Source organism: Bradyrhizobium sp. SZCCHNR1051, assembly GCF_032489615.1.
In the GTDB taxonomy this organism is placed as follows: Bacteria; Pseudomonadota; Alphaproteobacteria; order Rhizobiales; family Xanthobacteraceae; genus Bradyrhizobium.
The window spans coordinates 259,723-277,576 of record NZ_JAUEYJ010000008.1; the positions used below are offsets into that span (position 1 = coordinate 259,723).

Consider the following 17,854-nt stretch of genomic DNA (forward strand, 5'->3'; position numbering starts at 1 on the left):
GACGTGACATGCAGGCGCTTCACACCGCTGCGACCGGAATGGCGGCACAGGAACTCAACGTTCAGGTGATCTCCAACAACATCGCCAACCTCCGCACTACCGGCTTCAAGAAGCAGACGGTGGCGTTCCAGGACCTGATCTACGAGCACATGCGCCGCGTCGGCGCGCAGTCGTCGGACCAGGGCACGATCCTCCCCGTCGGCATCGACATCGGCGGCGGCGTCAAGACCGTCGGCACGCCGCGCTCGATGACGCAAGGCACGCTGTCGCAGACCGGCAACGATCTCGACCTCGCAATCTCGGGCGAGGGCTTCTTCAAGATCCTGATGCCCGACGGCACCTTCCAATACACCCGCGACGGCACCTTCCAGATGGACAATCAGGGCCGCATCGTCACCGCGCAGGGCAACCCGGTGCAGCCGACGATCACGATCCCGCAGAACGCCTCGGGCATCACCGTCAACGCCCAGGGCCAGGTCTCGGTGACGCTGCCGGGCTCGACCACCTCGAACATCATTGGCCAGCTCCAGGTCACCCGTTTCATCAACAAGGCCGGCCTGCAGCCGGTCGGCAACAACCAGTTCACCGACACGCCGTCGTCGGGCGCACCGCAGGACGGCGTCGCCAACCAGGATGGCCTCGGCAGCATCACCCAGGGCAGCCTGGAGCAGGCCAACGTCGATGTCGTCAGCGAGATGAGCGAGCTGATCGCCGCCCAACGCGCCTATGAGATGAACGCCAAGGTCATCTCGGCCGCCGACCAGATGCTGCAGTCGACCACTGCGCTGTTCCGCTGAGGTTCGAAGGGAGATCGCCATCATGACCCGCACCGTCCGTCCCTTCCTGCTCGCAGCCGCCCTGCTCGCCTCGACCGCGCTGTCGGCGCTGGCCGGCGAGGCCGACGACCAGATCAAGGCGCCCGTGCTGCGCTCCACCGTCAACGTCACCGGCGACATCGTGCGCGTCGGCGACCTGATCGACAATGCGGGCGTCGCGGCCAACATCGCCGTCTACCGCGCGCCCGATCTCGGCACGACCGGCGTGCTGCCGGCCGCGCAGGTGATAGCGACCCTGCGCACCCACCAGGTCATCGGCGTCGAGGTCCGCGACATCAAGGAGGTCGCGGTCACGCGGCTGGCCCGCGCCATCGACGCCAAGGAGATCAGCACTGCAGTGGCCCAGGCGCTCGATCACCGCAACGGACTTGGCGATGCCGCGAATCTCAGCATCAGCTTCGACCAGCCGGTGCAGGATCTCAAATTCGAGGCCTCGACGTCAGGCACGCTGGCGCCGACCAGCGCCCGCTTCGACCCCCGCAGCGGCCGCTTCGACATCACCTTCGAGCTCGGCCATGCCAATGGCGCGAGCCCGACCAAGCTGCGTTACACCGGCACGGCGATCGAGACCGTCGAGGCCGTGGTGCTGACCCGCAACATCGATCGCAACGAGATGATCCGCTCAGGCGACCTGCAGACCGAGCGGCGGCCGCGCGCCGAGCTCGGCGGCGGCGAGCCTGCCTCGCGCGAGCTCGCAGTGGGCATGCAGATGCGCCGCGCGGTGCGCGCCGGCCAGGCGCTGAAGACCACCGACCTCGCCAAGCCCGACCTCGTGCAGCGCGACCAGGCGGTCACGCTGATCTACCAGACCGCCGGCATCTATCTCACCACGCGCGGCAAGGCGCTGGAGTCGGGCACCGAAGGCGACGTCGTCAGCGTGCTCAATCTGCAGTCCAAGCGCACCGTGACCGGCCGCGTCTCGGGTCGCGGCCAGGTCTCCGTCGACATCGCCGTCGCCAAGCCGGCGCAGACCTCCGAAGCCGACATCGCCGCGCCCGTCGCCGTCGCCAGCCGCCTTCCCACCTCCGCCACCCCGAAAGCCGAGTAAGTTTCATGTCGAAGTTCAAGTTTGATGGTCGGGGCGCCTCGAGCCTGCGCCGGGTTGCGCTGGTCTCGGTCTCCTTCGCAGTGCTGTCGATCGCCGGCGGATGCTCCTCGATCGACCGGCTGTCGCAGATCGGCGAGCGGCCGAAGCTGACGGAGATCGACAACCCGACCACACAGCCGGGCTACAAGCCGGTGCAGATGCCGATGCCCAAGCCCGAGACGGTGTCCTACGCGCCGAACTCGCTGTGGCGCAACGGCTCGCGCGCCTTCTTCAAGGACCAGCGCGCCCGTCAGGTCGGCGACCTCCTGACCGTCACGGTCAGCATCTCCGACAAGGCCAATTTCGCCAACGAGACCCAGCGCAGCCGCACCAACAAGGAGGATTCGGGCATCACCGACTTCATCGGCGCGAAGACGCTCGGCGTGCAGGCGCAGAAGGTGCTGCCCGGCCGCATCCTGACCGCCGACGGCACCTCGTCCTCCGACGGCAAGGGCACCATCCAGCGCTCGGAATCCCTGACCACCAGCGTCGCCGCGGTGGTGACGCAGGTGCTGCCGAACGGCAACCTCGTCGTCGAAGGCAAGCAGGAGATCCGGGTCAACTACGAGATCCGCGAGCTGATCGTGGCCGGCATCGTGCGGCCCGAGGACATCCAGAGCGACAACACCATCGACTCCACCAAGATCGCCCAGGCCCGTATCTCCTACGGCGGCCGCGGCCAGATCTCCGACGTCCAGCAGCCGCGCTACGGCCAGCAGGTGATGGACATCCTGCTGCCGTTCTGAGGCGAAGATCACATCGAAAGGCCGGGCGGATCCAACCACACCCGGTCGCCGCGAAAGCTCCGACCTGAATGTCTTGGGTCGGCAATCGGACAAGGATGAAGAGACACGATGAAAATCCCTCCCCGGAGGGTCAGACAAGGACTTGGCCGAGCGCGACACTGGTCATGAGATGATCCGCAGCCGCCGCCCTTCTCTGAAAGCGAGCTCCCACATTGCCCAATGCGAACCTAGGCGCAGCGGGCGATGTATACACGGCCTCCGGTAGCTCCCCTGCCGGAGGCCGTGTTCGTTTACTTGCCTAGACAAGTGTCGTTCACTTGGCGATCAACTGAGAGCCTGCTCAGCATTTTCCCTGTTGCAGAACGTACCAAAAATGGTACATTTCAATGAAACGGCTACCGGCGTTCTTCTACGCGCTGCCATCCGGCCGCGAACCCGTCCGGGACTGGCTCAAGGAATTGCCTGCCGAGGATCGTCGGATCCTCGGCGAGGATATCAAGGACGTCGAGTTTGCTTGGCCGATCGGGCTTCCTCTGTGTCGGCCATTGAGTCATGGACTGTGGGAGGTTCGCAGCAGCCTCACGCAGGGCCGGATCGCCCGTGTGATCTTTTGCTTGCGAGACGGCCGGATGATCCTGCTCCATGCCTTCATCAAGAAGAGTCAGAAGACTCCGGCATCCGATATCGAATTGGCCGTCAAACGCATGAGAGACATTTCGTGATGCGCGCACCTAAGACTGCCGGCAAGGTCGGCTCTGCCTTCGACGACTTTCTGAAGGAGGACGGTCTCTACGAGACCGTGACGGCGCGCGCGATCAAGCGCGTGCTGGTACGGCAGCTCGAGGAGCTAATGAAGCGCGAGGCGATCTCCAAGACCGAGCTGGCGGCCCGCATGGAGACCAGCCGCGCCCAGCTCGACCGGCTGCTCGATCCCGACAATGAATCCGTCACGCTCGGCACGCTGGCGCGCGCCGCCAGAGCCGTAGGCCGTCATCTGCGCATGGAGCTCGTCTAGCTGGAGCGGAGCAACGCCCCGCTCAGAGATCGGCAGGTCTTCCTCGACGCGGGATCACATGAACGCCGCCTCGACCACACCGAGGCCGTCCAGCTCCATCCGCACCCGGTCGCCCGCGCTCAGCCATATCGTCTTGACCAGGCTGCCGGTCAGCACGAGCTGTCCGGCCTCGAGCCCGTCACCACCGGCGGCAAGATGATTGGCAAGCCAGGCCAGCGCGTGGACCGGATGTCCCAGCACATCCGCACCGGTGCCCTCGCCGACCAGGGTGCCGTTGACGATGGCACGGCCCTGCACCGCGGCCAAGTCCGCTACGGCAGCGCGCGGGAGCGCCGGGCCGAGGACGCAGCCGGCAGCAAAGAAATCGTCGGCGACGAGCGTCGGCGCCCCCAGCGTCTGCCATTGCACATAACGGTCGTCGACGATCTCGATCGCCGCATGACAGTCGCCGATCGCCTCGACGACACGATCCATGGTGAACGGCGCGTCCAACGGCAGCAGGTCGTGCTTGAGCCGCACGGCGATCTCGCATTCGACGCCCACGCGGACGAAGTCGGCCGTGCGCAATCCGACCCCCGTCTGGTGAACGCCGCGCGCGAACACCCCGCCGGAGCAGGGATGCGGAATACCAAGATAGTCCTGCATCACCTTGCTGGTGCAGCCGATCTTGTAGCCAGCGAAGTCACCGGCCTGTTCGGCGAGCAGCCAATGGACTTCACGCTGGATCTCGTAGCCGGCAGCTTCATCCTTCGGCTGAAGCTGCGGCGGCAGAGCGCCCAAGGGCGCCCGCCGCTTGCGGGCATCTACAATCAGTTGCGCAGCGGCAAGGATCTCGTCTGCTCCCATGGCCCTTCAACTCCCCTGGCCCGCGGCCCGAACCGGCATCGCAGGATTTATGGTGAACGGATTGTTTATTAACGAGATTTTGGCTCCCATCTCAGCTTCATCAACAATTTGAGACGGCGCGGCCACGGGCGCAAGCAGCACTTTCAACCGACCAGCCGCCCATAACCAGTACCTCGCTCATCGGAATTGCCGTCTCTGCGCCGATATCCCGGACGCGGTATGGCAGAGCGCGATGGCGAGGCCATGTGAGGCCATGTCAGGACCAGCCGAGCGGCGCTTCGCGCGCTGACGCTCAACTCGCCTCGCCCGTTGCGGCCATCGAGCTCTCGTCACGTGTCGTGAGCCAGGGCAGCTCGAACTGGCAGGTCAGCCCGCTCTCGGCAAATGTGCGCTGCAGATGCCTGACCGTGCGGGTCAGCAGCCGGCTGCCGAAGCCGACCACCGGAGGCTCGCGCGCCGGCGGGCCGCCGCTCTCCTGCCAACGGACATGCAGCGCGTCCTGGGCCAACGACCAGCTGACATCGACGTGACCGTTGGGCGTGGTGAGCGCGCCATATTTGCTGGCGTTGCAGGCCATCTCGTGGATGACGAGAGCCAGCTGCGTCGTCAGCTCGACCGGGACCAGGATGGCGGGGCCGCTGGTGGCGAGTTGATCCGGTGTGCTGGCGAACGGCGCGACCTGACTCCTGATGAGGGCGGCGAGATCGGCGCCCTGCCAGTCGTTCTCGGCAAGGCTCGTGTGCGCCGTCGCTAGCGCATGCAGGCGTGACGTGAAGTCGCGGACCTTGGCGTCGTGCCGCGGCAGCAGCTGATGCGCCAGCGATTGCACCACGGCGAGGCTGTTCTTGACGCGATGGGCCAGCTCATGCACGAGCAGCTCGCGCTTGCGGTCGGCTTCCTTCGCGGCGGTGACGTCGATGTTGACGCCGATCATGTACGGATCGCCGCCGCCCTCGCCGCCCAACATGCGGGCGCGCGCCTCGATCCACCGGATTGAGCCGTCGGGCAGCGCCACTCGCCACTCCGAATCGAGCTCGCCGGTGATCAGCGCCTGCTTGTTGTCCCGATCGGCACGCGCCTGGTCCTCGGAATGCACCAGCGCCAGCCAGGCGTCATAGGTCCCTGGGAACGTGCCCGGCTGGAGGCCATAGAGCTCCTCGATCTCGTCGGACCAGTGGCTGGCGCCGGATCTGCCGTCCCAGGTAAAGGTGCCAAGCCGTCCGTATTTCGCGGCGAGTTTGAGCTGCCCGGCCGTGCGCGACGCGTCGTCCCTGGCTTGGGCGAGCATCCCGAAATTCTCCTGGATGACGCGCGCACTCTCCGCCTGCGCCTTTTCGGCCGCAGCCAGTCGGGCGTTGAGCGCCCGGACCTCCGGAGGATCGGAGGGCGCGGCCTCGCCGGGGATGGCGCTCTTGACGGCGATGCTTTCGAGCGGCCGGGCGATGCTTCGGCCGATGCCGGCCGCCAGCAGCAGCGCCAGGGCACAGATCGTCGTCGCCACGATGGTTGCGGTCTGCACCGTCGAGGAGATCGCCTGGGCGAAAGCCGCCTGCTTGATGCCGACCCCGACAGTCCAGTCGCTCAGCTGGGGACGCGCATTGGCGTTGATGACACGATCGCCCTCGATCGACGGAAACTCCGCGATCCCCTCGGCCTTGGCAGTCGCCCGCCAGCCGGCCGACGCCGGCTGCCCGATCGTGGTGGCGTTCTTCGGAATGCGCGAGATGTAGCGGCCCTGGCCGTCCATGATGCCGACCAGCCAGTCGGCCGGCAGTTGCTGCTGGGCCAGCAGCCGGGTGTAGTTCGCGGCCGGCATGGCGATCGACAGGCAACGGAACGGCTTGCCATCCTTGACGACGGGGACATCGACGGTCGCCACCCACGCGCCGGAATTGGGACCGGTGAAGATGTCGGAGATCGATGGCCTTCCTGACTGAAAAGCGCGCTCCTGCGAGTGCCGGCCTTCGGGCGTGCGCTCGCCGAGCGGCTTGCCCGGCGTCGCCCCGGTGTTGAGCAGGATGCGGCCGCTCGCGTCCGACACGATGATCCAGCCTTCGCCGCTGACCGCACCGACGCGGCGCGCCTCCGCCTCGAAGTCGCTGAGATCGGCCGCGCTGAGATCAGGAGACTTGGCCAGCACCTCGGCGAGCGCGATATAGCGCCGCAATTCGGCGTCGACAGCTCCGGAGATCGTCTGCGCGGCATAGGACAGGCCGTGCCGAATCGAGGCGTCGGCGGATTGCGCCATCGACACGATGACATAGGCAATCAGTCCGACGCAGGGCAGGAACAGAATGCCGGCCAGCAGAAGGAGGCGTCCCTTGATGCTCAGGGCGCCGTAGGAGCGCTGCATCGTCGCCAGCGCGCCTCTGGCTATGTCCGGCTCGCCCATGATTCCCCGCGGCGTTCCGAGATGGAACCGCAGTTAATTCAGCAGGCGCGAAAAAGTTCCTGACGTTCGGAAAACCAAAGGCGCTTGCGCTCGCTCCCGCACAGCCTGTGCGGATCGCACAAGCACCGTCTCAGCCGTCAACAGATACTGCGGCCGCACCCGGCAGGCGGCCGCAATCCCCGCTCGTTCAGGTCAGTGTCGCGACCTACTCGTCGCGATAGACCTTTTCACGCTTCTCGTGGCGTTCCTGCGCCTCCACCGACAGCGTCGCAATGGGCCGGGCCTCGAGCCGCTTCAGCGAAATCGGCTCGCCGGTCTCCTCGCAATAACCGTAGGTGTTGTCCTCGATGCGCTGGAGCGCCGCGTCGATCTTGGAGATCAGCTTGCGCTGGCGGTCACGGGCGCGAAGCTCGATCGCCCGGTCGGTCTCGGACGACGCACGGTCGGCGAGGTCCGGATGGTTCACGTTCTCCTCCTGCAGAGCCTGCAGGGTGAGCTTCGATTCGCGCAGGATCTCCTCCTTCCATGCCAGCAGCTTGGCGCGGAAATAGTCGCGCTGGCGTTCGTTCATGAAAGGCTCTTTTTCGGAAGGTTTGTAGTTCTTCAACTTTTCCAAGGTCAGCCCATCTGTACGTGCTGGCGCCGGTTTCGGCACCGGCGGACGGAATACGCCCGTTCGCGGCCGCGTTATATAGCGGCCTCATGTGACAGACAATATTTCGATCGGCACGGGCGCCCCGCCGTTCGGGCCGTTGCACAGGCAAATTCGGCCGCAGCCGGCGGGACGCCGTGGACGGCCTCAGTAACCGACCGTGAAACGGGCCCGCCGGTGCGCCGGACGCTCGATTTCGTCGGCCATCGCGACCGCGAAGTCCTCGAAGGTGATGAAACTCTTGCCGTCGGCATCGACCAGCAACTGGTCCGTTCCGAGCCGGAACTTGCCCGTGCGGGCGCCGAAATCGATCATCGCCGAGGGCGACAGGAAGGTCCAGTCGAGCTCCTTCTCCTGGCGCAGACGATCGAGGAACGCGGCGCCCTTCTCCGCTTCGGCCTTGTAGGCGGCCGGAAAGCCGGGCGTCGTCACCAGCCGCACACCCGGCGCGACCTCGAGCGAGCCGGCGCCGCCGACCACGAGGTAACGCGATACGCCGGAGTCCTTGGCCGCCCCGATCAGGGTCTCGACATCGCTGGCCGAGAAATGGATCGCGCTGATCGCCACGTCATGGCCGGCCCAGAGCTTTGCCAGCGCGGCGCGGTCGTTGGCATCGCCCCGCACCGCCTTGACGTTGGCGTGACCGGCGATCTTCTCCGGGTTGCGGGCGATGCCGGTGACCTGGTGGCCGCGGCTGGCCAGCTCGGCGGTAATGCGGGACCCGGCACGGCCGGACGCGCCGGCGACGGCGATCTTCATGGGGAAACTCCTATGTTCGAGATCACGAGGTCGGATCCGAGATCTGGACGAAGCCGCCTCGGTATCCGATAGTGACTAGATAGCGGAACGAATGCTGGTGTTAAGAGCGCACTTTAAGATCACCTGGTCACGCCGGAGTAACCGATGAGAGCCGCGAACGTCTATTCGGCCGACTGCCCAACGCGACAGATCCTCGATCGCGTCGGCGACAAATGGGCCGTGCTGATCCTGATCCTGCTGCGCAACGAACCGTTGCGCTTCAATCAGTTGCGGCGGTCGATCGAAGGGATTTCGCAGAAGATGCTGTCCCAGGTGCTGAAGAGCCTGGAGCGCGACGGCCTGGTGCGGCGGCGCGCGATCGCGACCGTCCCGGTCACCGTTGAATATTCGATCACGCCGCTCGGGCTGACGCTCGCCGCCGCGGTCGATCCGCTGCGCGACTGGGCCGAGCGCCATCTCAAGGAGGTCACCGCCGCGCAGCGGCGCTACGACGCGCAACAGCCGTCGAAGGCGGCTTGAACGCGCGAAGCGTCTCAGCTCCGCCCGGCCTTGGCGAGCTCGACCTCGACGCGCAGCTCGATCTCGGAGAGGATCGCATCCAGTCCCGGGTCGCCCGAGGTCTGCTTCAGGTCGGCCGCGGCATCGCGCAGCCGCAGCGCCATCGCGGTGTCGAGCTTGCCGGACAGCAGTGTCAGCTTGAGATCATCGAGCACGTCGAGCGCGCGCTTGCCGCGCTGGACCGAGCGCTTGCGGCGCTCCGCCGGCTCCTCCTCGATACCCTGCAGCGCCAGCAGCGCATCGATGTTCGCAGTCTGCTTCGGCGCGAGCGTCGCGCGCGTGTCCTGCGTGGTGCCGACGTCAGGCAGCTTGAAGCCGCTGGACGAGGCCTTCCGCGTGCTGCTGGTCGACGAGCCCAGGGTCGTGCCGTTCGGTCCGTAGATGCGCATCGATGGCTCCCGCAAGCTTCGCGTGTCGAGCGGGAGATTGGCTCCGCCGTGGTTAACGGTGCGTAAACGGCCCGGCAAATTCTGCCGGGGCGGCAGCTTCGTTCCCCCCGAGCACCCCTGGACCGCGACAAAGCTTCGAGTCGATTTCACACTCTTTCAATGAGTTAGCCCGGAGCATCGCCGTGGCACGACGCTCGCATAGTTAACGTCGATCATGCGGTCATGGGAGTGGCCGAGTGATCACTTGAAGAGTTCGAGGGGAGCATAGGATGCGACGCGTCCGAACCACGCGCCTGTTTCAGGTCGCCTGCGCCGCCGTGCTGGCGCTGGCATCTACCGTCATGTCTGCGAATGCGACCTCGCGGATCAAGGATCTCGCCAATATCGAGGGCGTGCGCCAGAACCAGTTGATCGGCTATGGCCTCGTGGTCGGCCTCAACGGCACCGGCGACACGCTGAACAACATCCCGTTCACCAAGCAGTCGCTGCAGGCGATGCTCGAGCGCATGGGCGTCAACATCCGCGGCGCCACCATCCGCACCGGCAACGTCGCCGCTGTCATGGTCACCGGCAACCTGCCGCCATTCGCGACGCAAGGCACGCGCATGGACGTCACGGTGTCCGCGCTCGGCGACGCCAAGAACCTGCAGGGCGGCACCCTGCTCGTCACCCCCCTGCTCGGCGCCGACGGCAACGTCTATGCGGTGGCGCAGGGCTCGCTCGCGATCTCCGGCTTCCAGGCCGAGGGCGAGGCCGCCAAGATCGTGCGCGGCGTGCCGACGGTCGGCCGCATCGCCAACGGCGCCATCATCGAGCGCGAGATCGAGTTCGCGCTGAACCGGCTGCCGAACGTGCGGCTCGCCCTGCGCAACGCCGACTTCACCACCGCAAAACGCATCGCCGCCGCCATCAACGATTTCCTCGGCGTCAAGACCGCCGAGCCGATCGACCCGTCGACGGTGCAGCTCAGCGTTCCCGCCGAGTTCAAGGGCAACGTCGTCGCCTTCCTGACCGAGATCGAGCAGTTGCAGGTCGATCCTGATCTCGCCGCCAAGATCGTCATCGACGAGCGCTCCGGCATCATCGTGATGGGCCGCGACGTGCGCGTGGCGACCGTCGCCGTGGCGCAAGGCAACCTGACCGTCACGATCTCCGAAAGTCCGCAGGTCAGCCAGCCCAATCCACTGTCGCGCGGCCGCACCGTGGTCACACCGCGCACCAGCGTCGGTGTCACCGAGGAAGGCAAGAAGTTCGCGGTCGTCAAGGACGGCGTGTCCTTGCAGCAGCTGGTCGACGGCCTCAACGGCCTCGGCATCGGTCCCCGCGACCTGATCAGCATCCTGCAGGCCATCAAGGCGGCGGGTGCGATCGAAGCCGACATCGAGGTGATGTGATGGCGACGTCCTTCATCGACTCCTATCATGGCCGCGTCGCTCTCAACATGCCGACGGCCGCGGCCGTCACCGCGCCGCGCACCGATCTCGATCTCGCCGAGGCCCTGACCAAGGTCTCGCCCAAGGCGCAGGCCAGGGCCAAGGCGACGGCGACCGACTTCGAAGCAATGTTCCTCAACAGCATGTTTTCGCAGATGACCAGCGGAGTGAAGGGCGAAGGGCCGTTCGGCGACACGCCGGGCACCGGCGTCTGGCGCTCGATGCTGACGGAGCAATATTCCAAGAACTTCGCCAAAGCCGGCGGCGTCGGCATCTCCAACGACGTCTTCCGCACACTCATCCTGCAACAGGCCGGCAGCAGCTCCGGCGCCAACGGCAAAGCGTAAATGTTCGCGTGACAAGCGCGTGGGCGGCAAACGCTCACGCCGAAGGGAGTTATGAAATGACCGCACAGGGCCAAGCGAAGAAGACGACCTACGCCGCCGCCACCAGCGCCGCAGAGGCACGCGCGCTCGCCGACGAGATGGTGAGCGTCATGAGCGAGCTGATCGCGGTCATCGAGCAGGAGACCGAGCTGGTTCGCGCCGGCAAGCTGCGCGAAGGCATGGCGTTCGGCCCGAAGAAGACCGAGCTGTCCCGCCACTACGTCACGACCGTGGGCCGCCTCAAGGCGAGCCAGGAGTTCATGAAGCAGACCGCGCCGGAGCTGCTCGCCACCCTGCACCGTCACCACGACACCTTCCGCGCCCTGCTGCAGGTGAACCTGACCGTGCTGGCGACTGCGCACGCGATCTCGGAAAAGATCGTGCGCGGCGTCAATGCCGAGGTTCAGCGCAAGAACATCCCCAGCACGTATACCGCCGGCGGCCGCCGCGCCGCCCCGGGCGCGCGGCACCTCACCCCGCTCGCCGTCAGCCGGACGCTCTGAGCCTCACCACCGGCACCCTTCACTGCATTGCAGCGCCGCGCCGCCTCGAGGGCCGCGCGGCCGTCGCCGTTTAACGCTCGGATAAGCTTAAAAGGCCCAGGCGAATCACAACGCGCCGTTCATCCTATTTCCTAACATAACGTTGATTGGTCATCGGCATAGTTGCAAGCGGGATGGGTTGGGAATTGACTCGATGGCCATGAGGAGGCTGCCATGAGTTCCGATTTCAGCGTAAGAGCGGTAGGGACGCCAGCGTCCGTTCCGATAATTCCGCCGTCGAGCCAGGCGGTGGTGAGCGCTGTTCCAACGGACCTTCCTCCCAGCCAGACCGTGACCGCGGCCGAGCCCGGCGCCTCCGTGCGCAACGACGTCCCGGTCAACGTCGCGAACGATCTGTCGGTGTCGCGGCAGGCCTATTACGATCGCGCCGCTGCCGCCCTGGTGTTCCAGGTGGTCAACCGCAAGACCGATCAGGTCGTGACCCAATATCCGGATGAGGCCGTGCTGCGCCGCCGGGCCTACTTCAACACGCTCGACCTGCAGAAGGATATGCAGAAGGCGGACGTGCCGCGCGTCGTGGCGACCGATCGCACCGCCTGAGCCCCCACGGGGCGACCGCTTCATTCCGCCGCCGCCTGCACGCCGCCTCACCGGGCGGCGTTGTCATATCGAGCGGCGCAGCTTTGGCGGATCAACTGCTCCGGGTCGCGTAGGCGGTGTCGAGATAGGTCTGGCCCGAGGCGGCGTCGGTGACCACGTTCTTGATCTGGGCCTTGCCGTTGCCGGTCAGCGTGAACTTCGTACCGCCGATCCCCAACGCATTATCCCTGATCAGCACGTCCTGATACTTGTTCACGCCCTCGCCCTGGTCGCGAACCTTGGTGTGAAAGCCCTTGACGTTGGAGACCGAGACCGTGAACGACTTCCCGTTGGCATATTTTCCGCTCCAGCCGCCCTGATAGAGCGTCGGATCGACGGCCACGTATTTGCTGTTGCTTCGCGCCGTACTGAGCAGGTTCGACTTGTAGGACGCAGACAGGATGCTGGTGACATCGGTCATGACGACGCGCCACCCGCCCCTGTCCCCGACGGTCAGCTCCGCCCGGACAATCCCGCGGCGATGTGGCAGTTGATGTCGATCAGCGACTTGAGCTTCGCCGGATCCGGATCCATCTGCATCTCGATCGTCTGCTTCATCACGAACACGCCGATGTTGGCGATGTTCTGGCGGATGTCGAGCGGATTCGGATTGTCGTCCGCCTCCATCGCGCTCATGAAGATCGTCCACAAGCGACGATTGAAGAGCAGAGCCTTGTACATGTTGCGATCAGGGCCGCTCCAATTGGCCTGGACTTCCTGCAGCTGCCGTGCCGCTTTCAACAGAGCCTGAGCTTCGATCTCCCGTGGTGATGCCGTCGTCTGCGACGTGCGGGCATAGGCTTGAGCGGCATATGACATCAACTACTCCGGACTGACGCAGGGACACGACCAAACTGCTCAGGTTTTGTACTTTGCGTGCCTTTAAAATATGGTTAGCGGCCGTTAGCGGAATTCGTTTCGTAGCGTCACGGAGCACCGCAAATCGCCTTGTTTGGTGCACCTCTTAATTTCTTGCGAACGCGATGATTCAAAATGTCCGGACGAGGATCGTACGTTGTTCATCACGCCTCGGCGGCGCGAACTACACGAACAACGGCGCCTTCACGCAGCTCACCCACCGACATCGAACGGAGACCCGCGCTGCCACGCACGGCATAGCCAAAAGCAGAAGCGGCGGGCATGGCCCGCCGCTTCGATGAGATATCATTCCAGCGCGTTCGCGCTCAGCGCAGGAGCTGCAGCACGCTCGCCTGCGACTGATTGGCCAGCGCTAGCGCGGAGACTGCGATCGACTGGCGGGTCGACAGCGCCTGGCTGTTGGCCGCCTCCTCGTTGGTGTCGGCCAAGGTCAGGTTCGACGAGCCGGTCTGCAGCACGTTGATCAGGTTCTTGTTGAAGTCCTGACGGATCTGCACGATCGAGAGGTTCGAACCGAGCGACGACGCTTCAGAGCGGATCGCAGTCGATGCACTGTTCAAGGTCGTGAGCACCTTGTTGGCCGAGTTGCTGTCGAGGAAGTCGCTTCCGACCACCAGCGCCGATAGGCCGAGACCGGTGCTGTTGAAGGTCACGCCGGTGATGTTCAGCGTGGACCGTCCGGTCTCGTTGAACACCAACTTGAGCGTGTCGCCGTTGAGCAGGTTGATGCCGTTGAACGAGGCGTCCTGCGCCGTGGTGTTGATCTGCGCCAGGACGTTGTTGTACTGCGCGATCAGGCCGGCACGCGTCGTCTGGGAGTTGGTGTCGGCCACCGGGGTCGATGCCGTCACGCCGTTAAAGGCCATGCTGGCCGCGGTCGAAGAGCCGGCGACCGCGCCGATCGTCGACGATGCCGCTTCGTTGGTGGTGAGGATCGTAAGCTGACCCGTCGTGCTCAGGCTGGCCTGCAGGTTGTTGGTCGCGAGAGCCGTATTGAGCTGTGCCAGCGTCGAGATCTGCGAAGCACCTGTGCCGAACGTTATGTTCGTTGCGACGCCGCCTCCTGTCGAGGCAATTGTCAGCGTCTGTCCTGTCAAGGCTGGCGGATTTCGTGTGGTCGTGCCGGCGGTCAATCCGAGCTTGGCCAGGGCCGTGCCCGATACTGTCAGATCCTGCGCCGTGCCTGTCGCCAGCTGGATCTTGCCGGCTGCCACCGTGGACGGCGTTGCGGTGGCTCCGGTCACCGAATCGATGGCAGCCAGGAGGTTGCTGACGGTGTCGCCGACGCCGATGTTGGTACCGGCCGAGACCGAGCCGGCCACGAAGGTGAACACGACACCGTTGACCACGAGCGTATCGCCGGTGGTGACGCTGCTCGCCAGGTCGTTCGAGGTCGAGCTCGCCGTACCCGACAGCCTGGTGGATCCGGTGATCGCAACGGCCGAGCTGAGGTTGTCGTTGTTGACCGCGCTGCCGGTCACGAAATTGTTTGAGGAGCTACCGAGCAGGTTGTTCGCCGTCGCCCCTGAGATGACCGCGGAGGTCACGCTCGACTTGGTGGTGTACCCCGTCGGGGCCTGGAGGACCTGGCTTGCGATCGACTTGGCGCTATCGACGAGCTTCTGAAGCGAGGTGAGACCGGTATTCGCAGCCTGGAGAACCTGGACACCGTTGCCGATGCTGTCGAGCAGATTCGCAATGTCGCTCGCGCGGTTGTTGAGCGATTGCGAGGTGAAGAATTCGGTGGGGTTATCGAGCGCCGTGTTGACCTTGTTGCCGGTGGCCAGGTTGTTTTGAGTCGTGGCCAGCAGCGATGCGGTGTTTTGCAGCGCCAGCAGGTTTTGGCGAACCGAAGCCGAGAGAACGATACCGGACATATGTGTGAAACCTTCCTAGTTATTCACCAGGAGGTTCTAGTCCAGCCACTTTTAAAACATGGTTAATGGCGCTTTAAATTTCTTGCTTAACGACTGGTTGCGATCCTTGGCTCCACTCGCGTCCGGTTCCGTGCCAGTATTGATACGGGCCGGACGGCCAAACCAGGCGAAAAAAAGCGGCGGGGTTTCCCCCGCCGCCTTGGTTGTCGAGATGCGATGCCTGAGGATCAGCGCAGCAGCTGCAACACGCTCGCCTGCGACTGGTTGGCGAGCGACAGCGCGGACACCGCGATCGACTGGCGGGTCGACAGCGCCTGGCTGTTGGCCGCTTCCTCGTTGGTGTCGGCCAGCGTCAGGTTCGACGAGCCGGTCTGCAGCACGTTGATCAGGTTCTTGTTGAAGTCCTGACGGATCTGCACCACCGACAAGTTCGAACCCAGCGTGGAGGCTTCCGACCGCAGCGTCGAGCTCGCCGAGTTCAACAGGGTGATCACCTTGTTCGCCGAGTTGTTGTCGAGGAAGTCGGTGCCCGAGGTGAGGGTCGACAGACCAAGACCGCCGGTATTGAAGGTCACACCGGTGATCGAGAGCGTCGACTTGCCGTTCTCGTTGAAGGTCAGCTTCAGCGTGTCGCCGTTCAGCAGGTTGACACCGTTGAACGAAGCGTCGGCCGCGGTGGTGTTGATCTGCGCCAGCACGTTGTTGTACTGGGAGACCAGGCTCGCGCGCTGCGTCTGCGCGGTCGCATCCGCCACCGGAGCCGCCGCCGTCAGACCGTTGAAGGCCTGGCTGGATGCAGCCGACGTACCGCCGATCGCACCGATCGTGGCCGAAGCCGCGTCGTTGGTCGTGGTGATCGAGATCTTGCCGGTGGTATCGATCGAGGCTTGCAGGTTGTTGGCTGCGAGCTTGGTGTTGAGATCGTTCAGCGACTTGACCTGCCCTGTCCCTAGACCGAACGTGACACTCGTCGCCGTGCCTCCCCCTGTCGCGCCGATCGTCAAGGTCTGACCTGACAAGCCGTCGCCGACAGCAGTCAGCCCGAGCTTGCCCAAGGTGCCGGTGCTGCCCGAGAGCGTCAATCCCGCCGCCGGCGGCGTCAAGGTGATCGCACCCGCCGTGATCGACGCGGTGACGCCGGTCTGGGTCTGGATCGCCGACAGCAGGTTGCTGACGCTGTCGCCGATGCCGATGCTGGTGCCCGTCGAGGACGTGCCGGTGACGAAGGTGAAGGTGGTGCCGTTGACGACCAGCGTCTCACCCGAGGTGATGCCGGTGGCGAGGTTGTTCGACGCGGTGCCCGCCGTGCCCGACAGCTTGGTCGAGCCGGTGATCGCCACCGCGCTCGAGGTATTGTCGTTGTTCACGACCGAGCCGGTCACAGCTGTCGAGCTGGAGCCGAGCAGGTCGGTGGCGGTCGCGCCGGTCAGAGCCGCCGAGGTGACGCTGGACTTGGTGGAATAGCCCACGGAGCTCTGCAGCACCTGGTTGGCGATCGACTTGGCGCTGTCGACGAGCTTCTGCAACGAGGTGATGCCGGTGTTGGCGGCCTGCAGCACCTGCACGCCATTGCCGATGCCGTCGAGCAGATTGGAGATGTCGGAAGCGCGGTTGTCGAGACCCTGGGCGGTGAAGAAGTTGGTCGGATTGTCGAGCGCCGAGTTGACCTTCTTGCCCGTGGAGAGATTGTTCTGGGTGGTGGCGAGGAGCTGAGCCGTCGACTGAAGCGAGAGCAGATTCTGACGCACCGACGCCGAGAGGACGATACCTGACATTTTCATACCCTTCTGGTGTGAAACAAACTGCCCGATCCATTCAGGATCAAGGCGAAGCCCGTCGGTGACTGCACCACCGGGCGACGGGCGTTAAGGTAAATGCGAGCGGCTAACAAACAGTGAAGTCACGGCCGCTCGCGGTCCCCGATGCGCGGCATCGGCACGGCCGCGCAGAGGTGATTCGCCGCGGATCACCTTGAAAACACCGCATATTCGCCGGGCGTGCGCGGCCGTTTACCGTCCGTTAACCATGATCGGAAAGGATTGCTGCGCGCCGACCGATCGAGCGCGCAGACTCCCCGCGCGATCTAGACTGGCAGCTGGACCGGTCATCGGCCTCGACGCAGCAGGTTCGGCGCCACGCCGATGCGGCAACGGAGAATGAGAATGGCCCTGAAAGTCGAACTGAAGCCGCATGAGCGCATCATCATCGGCTCCTGCGTGATCACCAACACCGACCAGCGCGCGCGTCTCCTGATCGACGGCGAGAACATTCCGATCCTGCGCGAGAAGGACATCCTGACGCCGGAGACGGCCGACACGCCGGCCAAGCTCGTCTATCTTGCGGTCCAGCTGATGTACATCTCGCCGGGGGCAGACGCGGATCACGGCACCTATTTCAACCTGCTGCGCGACATCATCACGACGGTGCCGAGCGCCTGGCCGATCATCGAGGCGATCAACGGCCATATCCTCAACGGCGATCTCTACCAGGCGCTGAAGGAAGCCAAGAAGCTCGTCGCCTATGAGAAGAAGCTGATCGAGCAGGCTGAAGCCGAACAGCAGGACAAGCCGGTGAGCTCGGCGGCCTGAGCCTCCGCCGAACACATCGTAGATCGAAGGCCCGGCCCCGCCCATGGCGGGCCGGCTTTTTTGTCCTGACGGGCTCGTCGCAATACGCCATCCGCACCGTCGGCCCCCCTCCTCGTCCCCTCCAATGAAAAGCGGCGGGGTTTCCCCCGCCGCCTTCGTTGTCGAGATGCGATGCCTGCGGATCAGCGCAGCAGCTGCAGCACGCTCGCCTGCGACTGGTTGGCGAGCGACAGCGCGGACACCGCGATCGACTGGCGGGTCGACAGCGC

Annotated in this window: 20 protein-coding genes; 11 read left to right on the forward strand and 9 right to left on the reverse strand. The window is 65.0% G+C overall.

Translation table 11 applies throughout. From position 1 onward, the window contains the following. Window positions 1–8: 8 nt before the first annotated feature. The 5 genes from flgG (at window position 9) to QW868_RS12595 (ending at window position 3,684) form a co-directional block, all read left to right on the forward strand. On the forward strand, window positions 9–797 hold the full coding sequence (flgG, locus tag QW868_RS12575) for a flagellar basal-body rod protein FlgG (RefSeq protein WP_315756560.1): 789 nt from the start codon (window positions 9–11) through the stop codon (window positions 795–797). Window positions 798–816: 19 nt separating this feature from the next. Then, window positions 817–1,884 (forward strand): flagellar basal body P-ring formation chaperone FlgA, encoded by a 1,068-nt coding sequence (gene flgA, locus QW868_RS12580; protein ID WP_315739125.1) that lies wholly within the window; start codon window positions 817–819, stop codon window positions 1,882–1,884. 5 nt (window positions 1,885–1,889) lie between these two features. Continuing rightward, entirely contained in the window at window positions 1,890–2,669 is a 780-nt protein-coding gene (flgH, locus tag QW868_RS12585; RefSeq protein WP_315786433.1) for a flagellar basal body L-ring protein FlgH, read from the forward strand. Between the two features lie 386 nt (window positions 2,670–3,055). Further along, complete coding sequence (locus QW868_RS12590; protein ID WP_315738779.1) at window positions 3,056–3,391, forward strand: type II toxin-antitoxin system RelE/ParE family toxin; 336 nt, start codon at window positions 3,056–3,058, stop codon at window positions 3,389–3,391. Continuing rightward, the gene (locus QW868_RS12595) at window positions 3,391–3,684 is read left to right on the forward strand and encodes a helix-turn-helix transcriptional regulator (RefSeq protein WP_315738781.1); all 294 of its coding nucleotides are present in this window, start codon (window positions 3,391–3,393) and stop codon (window positions 3,682–3,684) included. The genes QW868_RS12590 and QW868_RS12595 overlap by 1 nt, the downstream gene beginning before the upstream one ends. Window positions 3,685–3,738: 54 nt before the next feature. On the opposite strand, the gene QW868_RS12600 is transcribed toward QW868_RS12595, so the two are convergent. The 4 genes from QW868_RS12600 to QW868_RS12615 form a co-directional block, all read right to left on the reverse strand. After that, window positions 3,739–4,530 (reverse strand): 2-keto-4-pentenoate hydratase, encoded by a 792-nt coding sequence (locus tag QW868_RS12600; RefSeq protein WP_316179124.1) that lies wholly within the window; start codon window positions 4,528–4,530, stop codon window positions 3,739–3,741. A gap of 292 nt (window positions 4,531–4,822) precedes the next feature. After that, window positions 4,823–6,922 (reverse strand): sensor histidine kinase, encoded by a 2,100-nt coding sequence (locus tag QW868_RS12605; RefSeq protein WP_316230682.1) that lies wholly within the window; start codon window positions 6,920–6,922, stop codon window positions 4,823–4,825. Between the two features lie 205 nt (window positions 6,923–7,127). After that, the gene (gene dksA, locus QW868_RS12610) at window positions 7,128–7,493 is read right to left on the reverse strand and encodes an RNA polymerase-binding protein DksA (protein ID WP_170323279.1); all 366 of its coding nucleotides are present in this window, start codon (window positions 7,491–7,493) and stop codon (window positions 7,128–7,130) included. Window positions 7,494–7,721: 228 nt separating this feature from the next. Then, complete coding sequence (locus QW868_RS12615) at window positions 7,722–8,333, reverse strand: NAD(P)-dependent oxidoreductase (RefSeq protein WP_315778475.1); 612 nt, start codon at window positions 8,331–8,333, stop codon at window positions 7,722–7,724. 144 nt (window positions 8,334–8,477) lie between these two features. Between QW868_RS12615 and QW868_RS12620 the strand changes: the two genes are divergently transcribed. Then, complete coding sequence (locus tag QW868_RS12620) at window positions 8,478–8,852, forward strand: helix-turn-helix domain-containing protein (protein ID WP_315716006.1); 375 nt, start codon at window positions 8,478–8,480, stop codon at window positions 8,850–8,852. 14 nt (window positions 8,853–8,866) lie between these two features. Here the strand turns inward: QW868_RS12620 and QW868_RS12625 are convergent, their stop codons facing one another. After that, entirely contained in the window at window positions 8,867–9,280 is a 414-nt protein-coding gene (locus QW868_RS12625; RefSeq protein ID WP_315716005.1) for a flagellar assembly protein FliX, read from the reverse strand. 269 nt (window positions 9,281–9,549) lie between these two features. On the opposite strand from QW868_RS12625, the gene QW868_RS12630 reads away from it, so the two are divergent. The 4 genes from QW868_RS12630 to QW868_RS12645 all read left to right on the forward strand — a co-directional run bounded on the left by QW868_RS12630 (window position 9,550) and on the right by QW868_RS12645 (window position 12,202). Then, window positions 9,550–10,674 (forward strand): flagellar basal body P-ring protein FlgI, encoded by a 1,125-nt coding sequence (locus QW868_RS12630; RefSeq protein ID WP_315738786.1) that lies wholly within the window; start codon window positions 9,550–9,552, stop codon window positions 10,672–10,674. After that, on the forward strand, window positions 10,674–11,060 hold the full coding sequence (gene flgJ, locus QW868_RS12635) for a flagellar assembly peptidoglycan hydrolase FlgJ (RefSeq protein WP_315756568.1): 387 nt from the start codon (window positions 10,674–10,676) through the stop codon (window positions 11,058–11,060). The genes QW868_RS12630 and flgJ overlap by 1 nt, the downstream gene beginning before the upstream one ends. 56 nt (window positions 11,061–11,116) lie before the next feature. Further along, on the forward strand, window positions 11,117–11,602 hold the full coding sequence (locus QW868_RS12640; protein WP_315738789.1) for a hypothetical protein: 486 nt from the start codon (window positions 11,117–11,119) through the stop codon (window positions 11,600–11,602). A gap of 213 nt (window positions 11,603–11,815) precedes the next feature. Beyond that, window positions 11,816–12,202, forward strand: a complete 387-nt coding sequence (locus tag QW868_RS12645) for a hypothetical protein (protein WP_315738790.1) — start codon at window positions 11,816–11,818, stop codon at window positions 12,200–12,202. Window positions 12,203–12,293: 91 nt separating this feature from the next. On the opposite strand, the gene QW868_RS12650 is transcribed toward QW868_RS12645, so the two are convergent. The 4 genes from QW868_RS12650 to QW868_RS12665 all read right to left on the reverse strand — a co-directional run bounded on the left by QW868_RS12650 (window position 12,294) and on the right by QW868_RS12665 (window position 16,772). Then, window positions 12,294–12,662 (reverse strand): hypothetical protein, encoded by a 369-nt coding sequence (locus QW868_RS12650; protein ID WP_316230683.1) that lies wholly within the window; start codon window positions 12,660–12,662, stop codon window positions 12,294–12,296. 32 nt (window positions 12,663–12,694) lie between these two features. Then, entirely contained in the window at window positions 12,695–13,060 is a 366-nt protein-coding gene (gene flaF / locus QW868_RS12655) for a flagellar biosynthesis regulator FlaF (RefSeq protein WP_315738793.1), read from the reverse strand. A 365-nt stretch (window positions 13,061–13,425) separates the two neighbouring features. Beyond that, window positions 13,426–14,997 (reverse strand): flagellin, encoded by a 1,572-nt coding sequence (locus QW868_RS12660; RefSeq protein WP_315738794.1) that lies wholly within the window; start codon window positions 14,995–14,997, stop codon window positions 13,426–13,428. A gap of 227 nt (window positions 14,998–15,224) precedes the next feature. Next, window positions 15,225–16,772 (reverse strand): flagellin, encoded by a 1,548-nt coding sequence (locus tag QW868_RS12665; RefSeq protein WP_316162781.1) that lies wholly within the window; start codon window positions 16,770–16,772, stop codon window positions 15,225–15,227. Between the two features lie 387 nt (window positions 16,773–17,159). Here QW868_RS12665 and flbT point away from each other — a divergent pair, with 387 nt between their 5' ends. Then, window positions 17,160–17,585: a flagellar biosynthesis repressor FlbT gene (gene flbT, locus QW868_RS12670; RefSeq protein WP_315715996.1), complete on the forward strand. Its 426-nt coding sequence runs from the start codon at window positions 17,160–17,162 to the stop codon at window positions 17,583–17,585. The last annotated feature ends 269 nt before the right edge of the window (window positions 17,586–17,854 follow it).

Excerpts from the sequence above, each read along its gene's own strand:
- flgG (WP_315756560.1), top strand. The coding sequence starts at position 9 with ATGCAGGCGCTTCACACCGCTGCGACCGGAATGGCGGCACAGGAACTC.
- flgH (WP_315786433.1), top strand. The coding sequence starts at position 1,890 with ATGTCGAAGTTCAAGTTTGATGGTCGGGGCGCCTCGAGCCTGCGCCGG.
- QW868_RS12590 (WP_315738779.1), top strand. The coding sequence starts at position 3,056 with ATGAAACGGCTACCGGCGTTCTTCTACGCGCTGCCATCCGGCCGCGAA.
- QW868_RS12595 (WP_315738781.1), top strand. The coding sequence starts at position 3,391 with ATGCGCGCACCTAAGACTGCCGGCAAGGTCGGCTCTGCCTTCGACGAC.
- QW868_RS12600 (WP_316179124.1), bottom strand. The coding sequence starts at position 4,530 with ATGGGAGCAGACGAGATCCTTGCCGCTGCGCAACTGATTGTAGATGCC.
- QW868_RS12605 (WP_316230682.1), bottom strand. The coding sequence starts at position 6,922 with ATGGGCGAGCCGGACATAGCCAGAGGCGCGCTGGCGACGATGCAGCGC.
- dksA (WP_170323279.1), bottom strand. The coding sequence starts at position 7,493 with ATGAACGAACGCCAGCGCGACTATTTCCGCGCCAAGCTGCTGGCATGG.
- QW868_RS12615 (WP_315778475.1), bottom strand. The coding sequence starts at position 8,333 with ATGAAGATCGCCGTCGCCGGCGCGTCCGGCCGTGCCGGGTCCCGCATT.
- QW868_RS12620 (WP_315716006.1), top strand. The coding sequence starts at position 8,478 with ATGAGAGCCGCGAACGTCTATTCGGCCGACTGCCCAACGCGACAGATC.
- QW868_RS12625 (WP_315716005.1), bottom strand. The coding sequence starts at position 9,280 with ATGCGCATCTACGGACCGAACGGCACGACCCTGGGCTCGTCGACCAGC.
- QW868_RS12630 (WP_315738786.1), top strand. The coding sequence starts at position 9,550 with ATGCGACGCGTCCGAACCACGCGCCTGTTTCAGGTCGCCTGCGCCGCC.
- flgJ (WP_315756568.1), top strand. The coding sequence starts at position 10,674 with ATGGCGACGTCCTTCATCGACTCCTATCATGGCCGCGTCGCTCTCAAC.
- QW868_RS12640 (WP_315738789.1), top strand. The coding sequence starts at position 11,117 with ATGACCGCACAGGGCCAAGCGAAGAAGACGACCTACGCCGCCGCCACC.
- QW868_RS12645 (WP_315738790.1), top strand. The coding sequence starts at position 11,816 with ATGAGTTCCGATTTCAGCGTAAGAGCGGTAGGGACGCCAGCGTCCGTT.
- QW868_RS12650 (WP_316230683.1), bottom strand. The coding sequence starts at position 12,662 with ATGACCGATGTCACCAGCATCCTGTCTGCGTCCTACAAGTCGAACCTG.
- flaF (WP_315738793.1), bottom strand. The coding sequence starts at position 13,060 with ATGTCATATGCCGCTCAAGCCTATGCCCGCACGTCGCAGACGACGGCA.
- QW868_RS12660 (WP_315738794.1), bottom strand. The coding sequence starts at position 14,997 with ATGTCCGGTATCGTTCTCTCGGCTTCGGTTCGCCAAAACCTGCTGGCG.
- QW868_RS12665 (WP_316162781.1), bottom strand. The coding sequence starts at position 16,772 with ATGTCAGGTATCGTCCTCTCGGCGTCGGTGCGTCAGAATCTGCTCTCG.
- flbT (WP_315715996.1), top strand. The coding sequence starts at position 17,160 with ATGGCCCTGAAAGTCGAACTGAAGCCGCATGAGCGCATCATCATCGGC.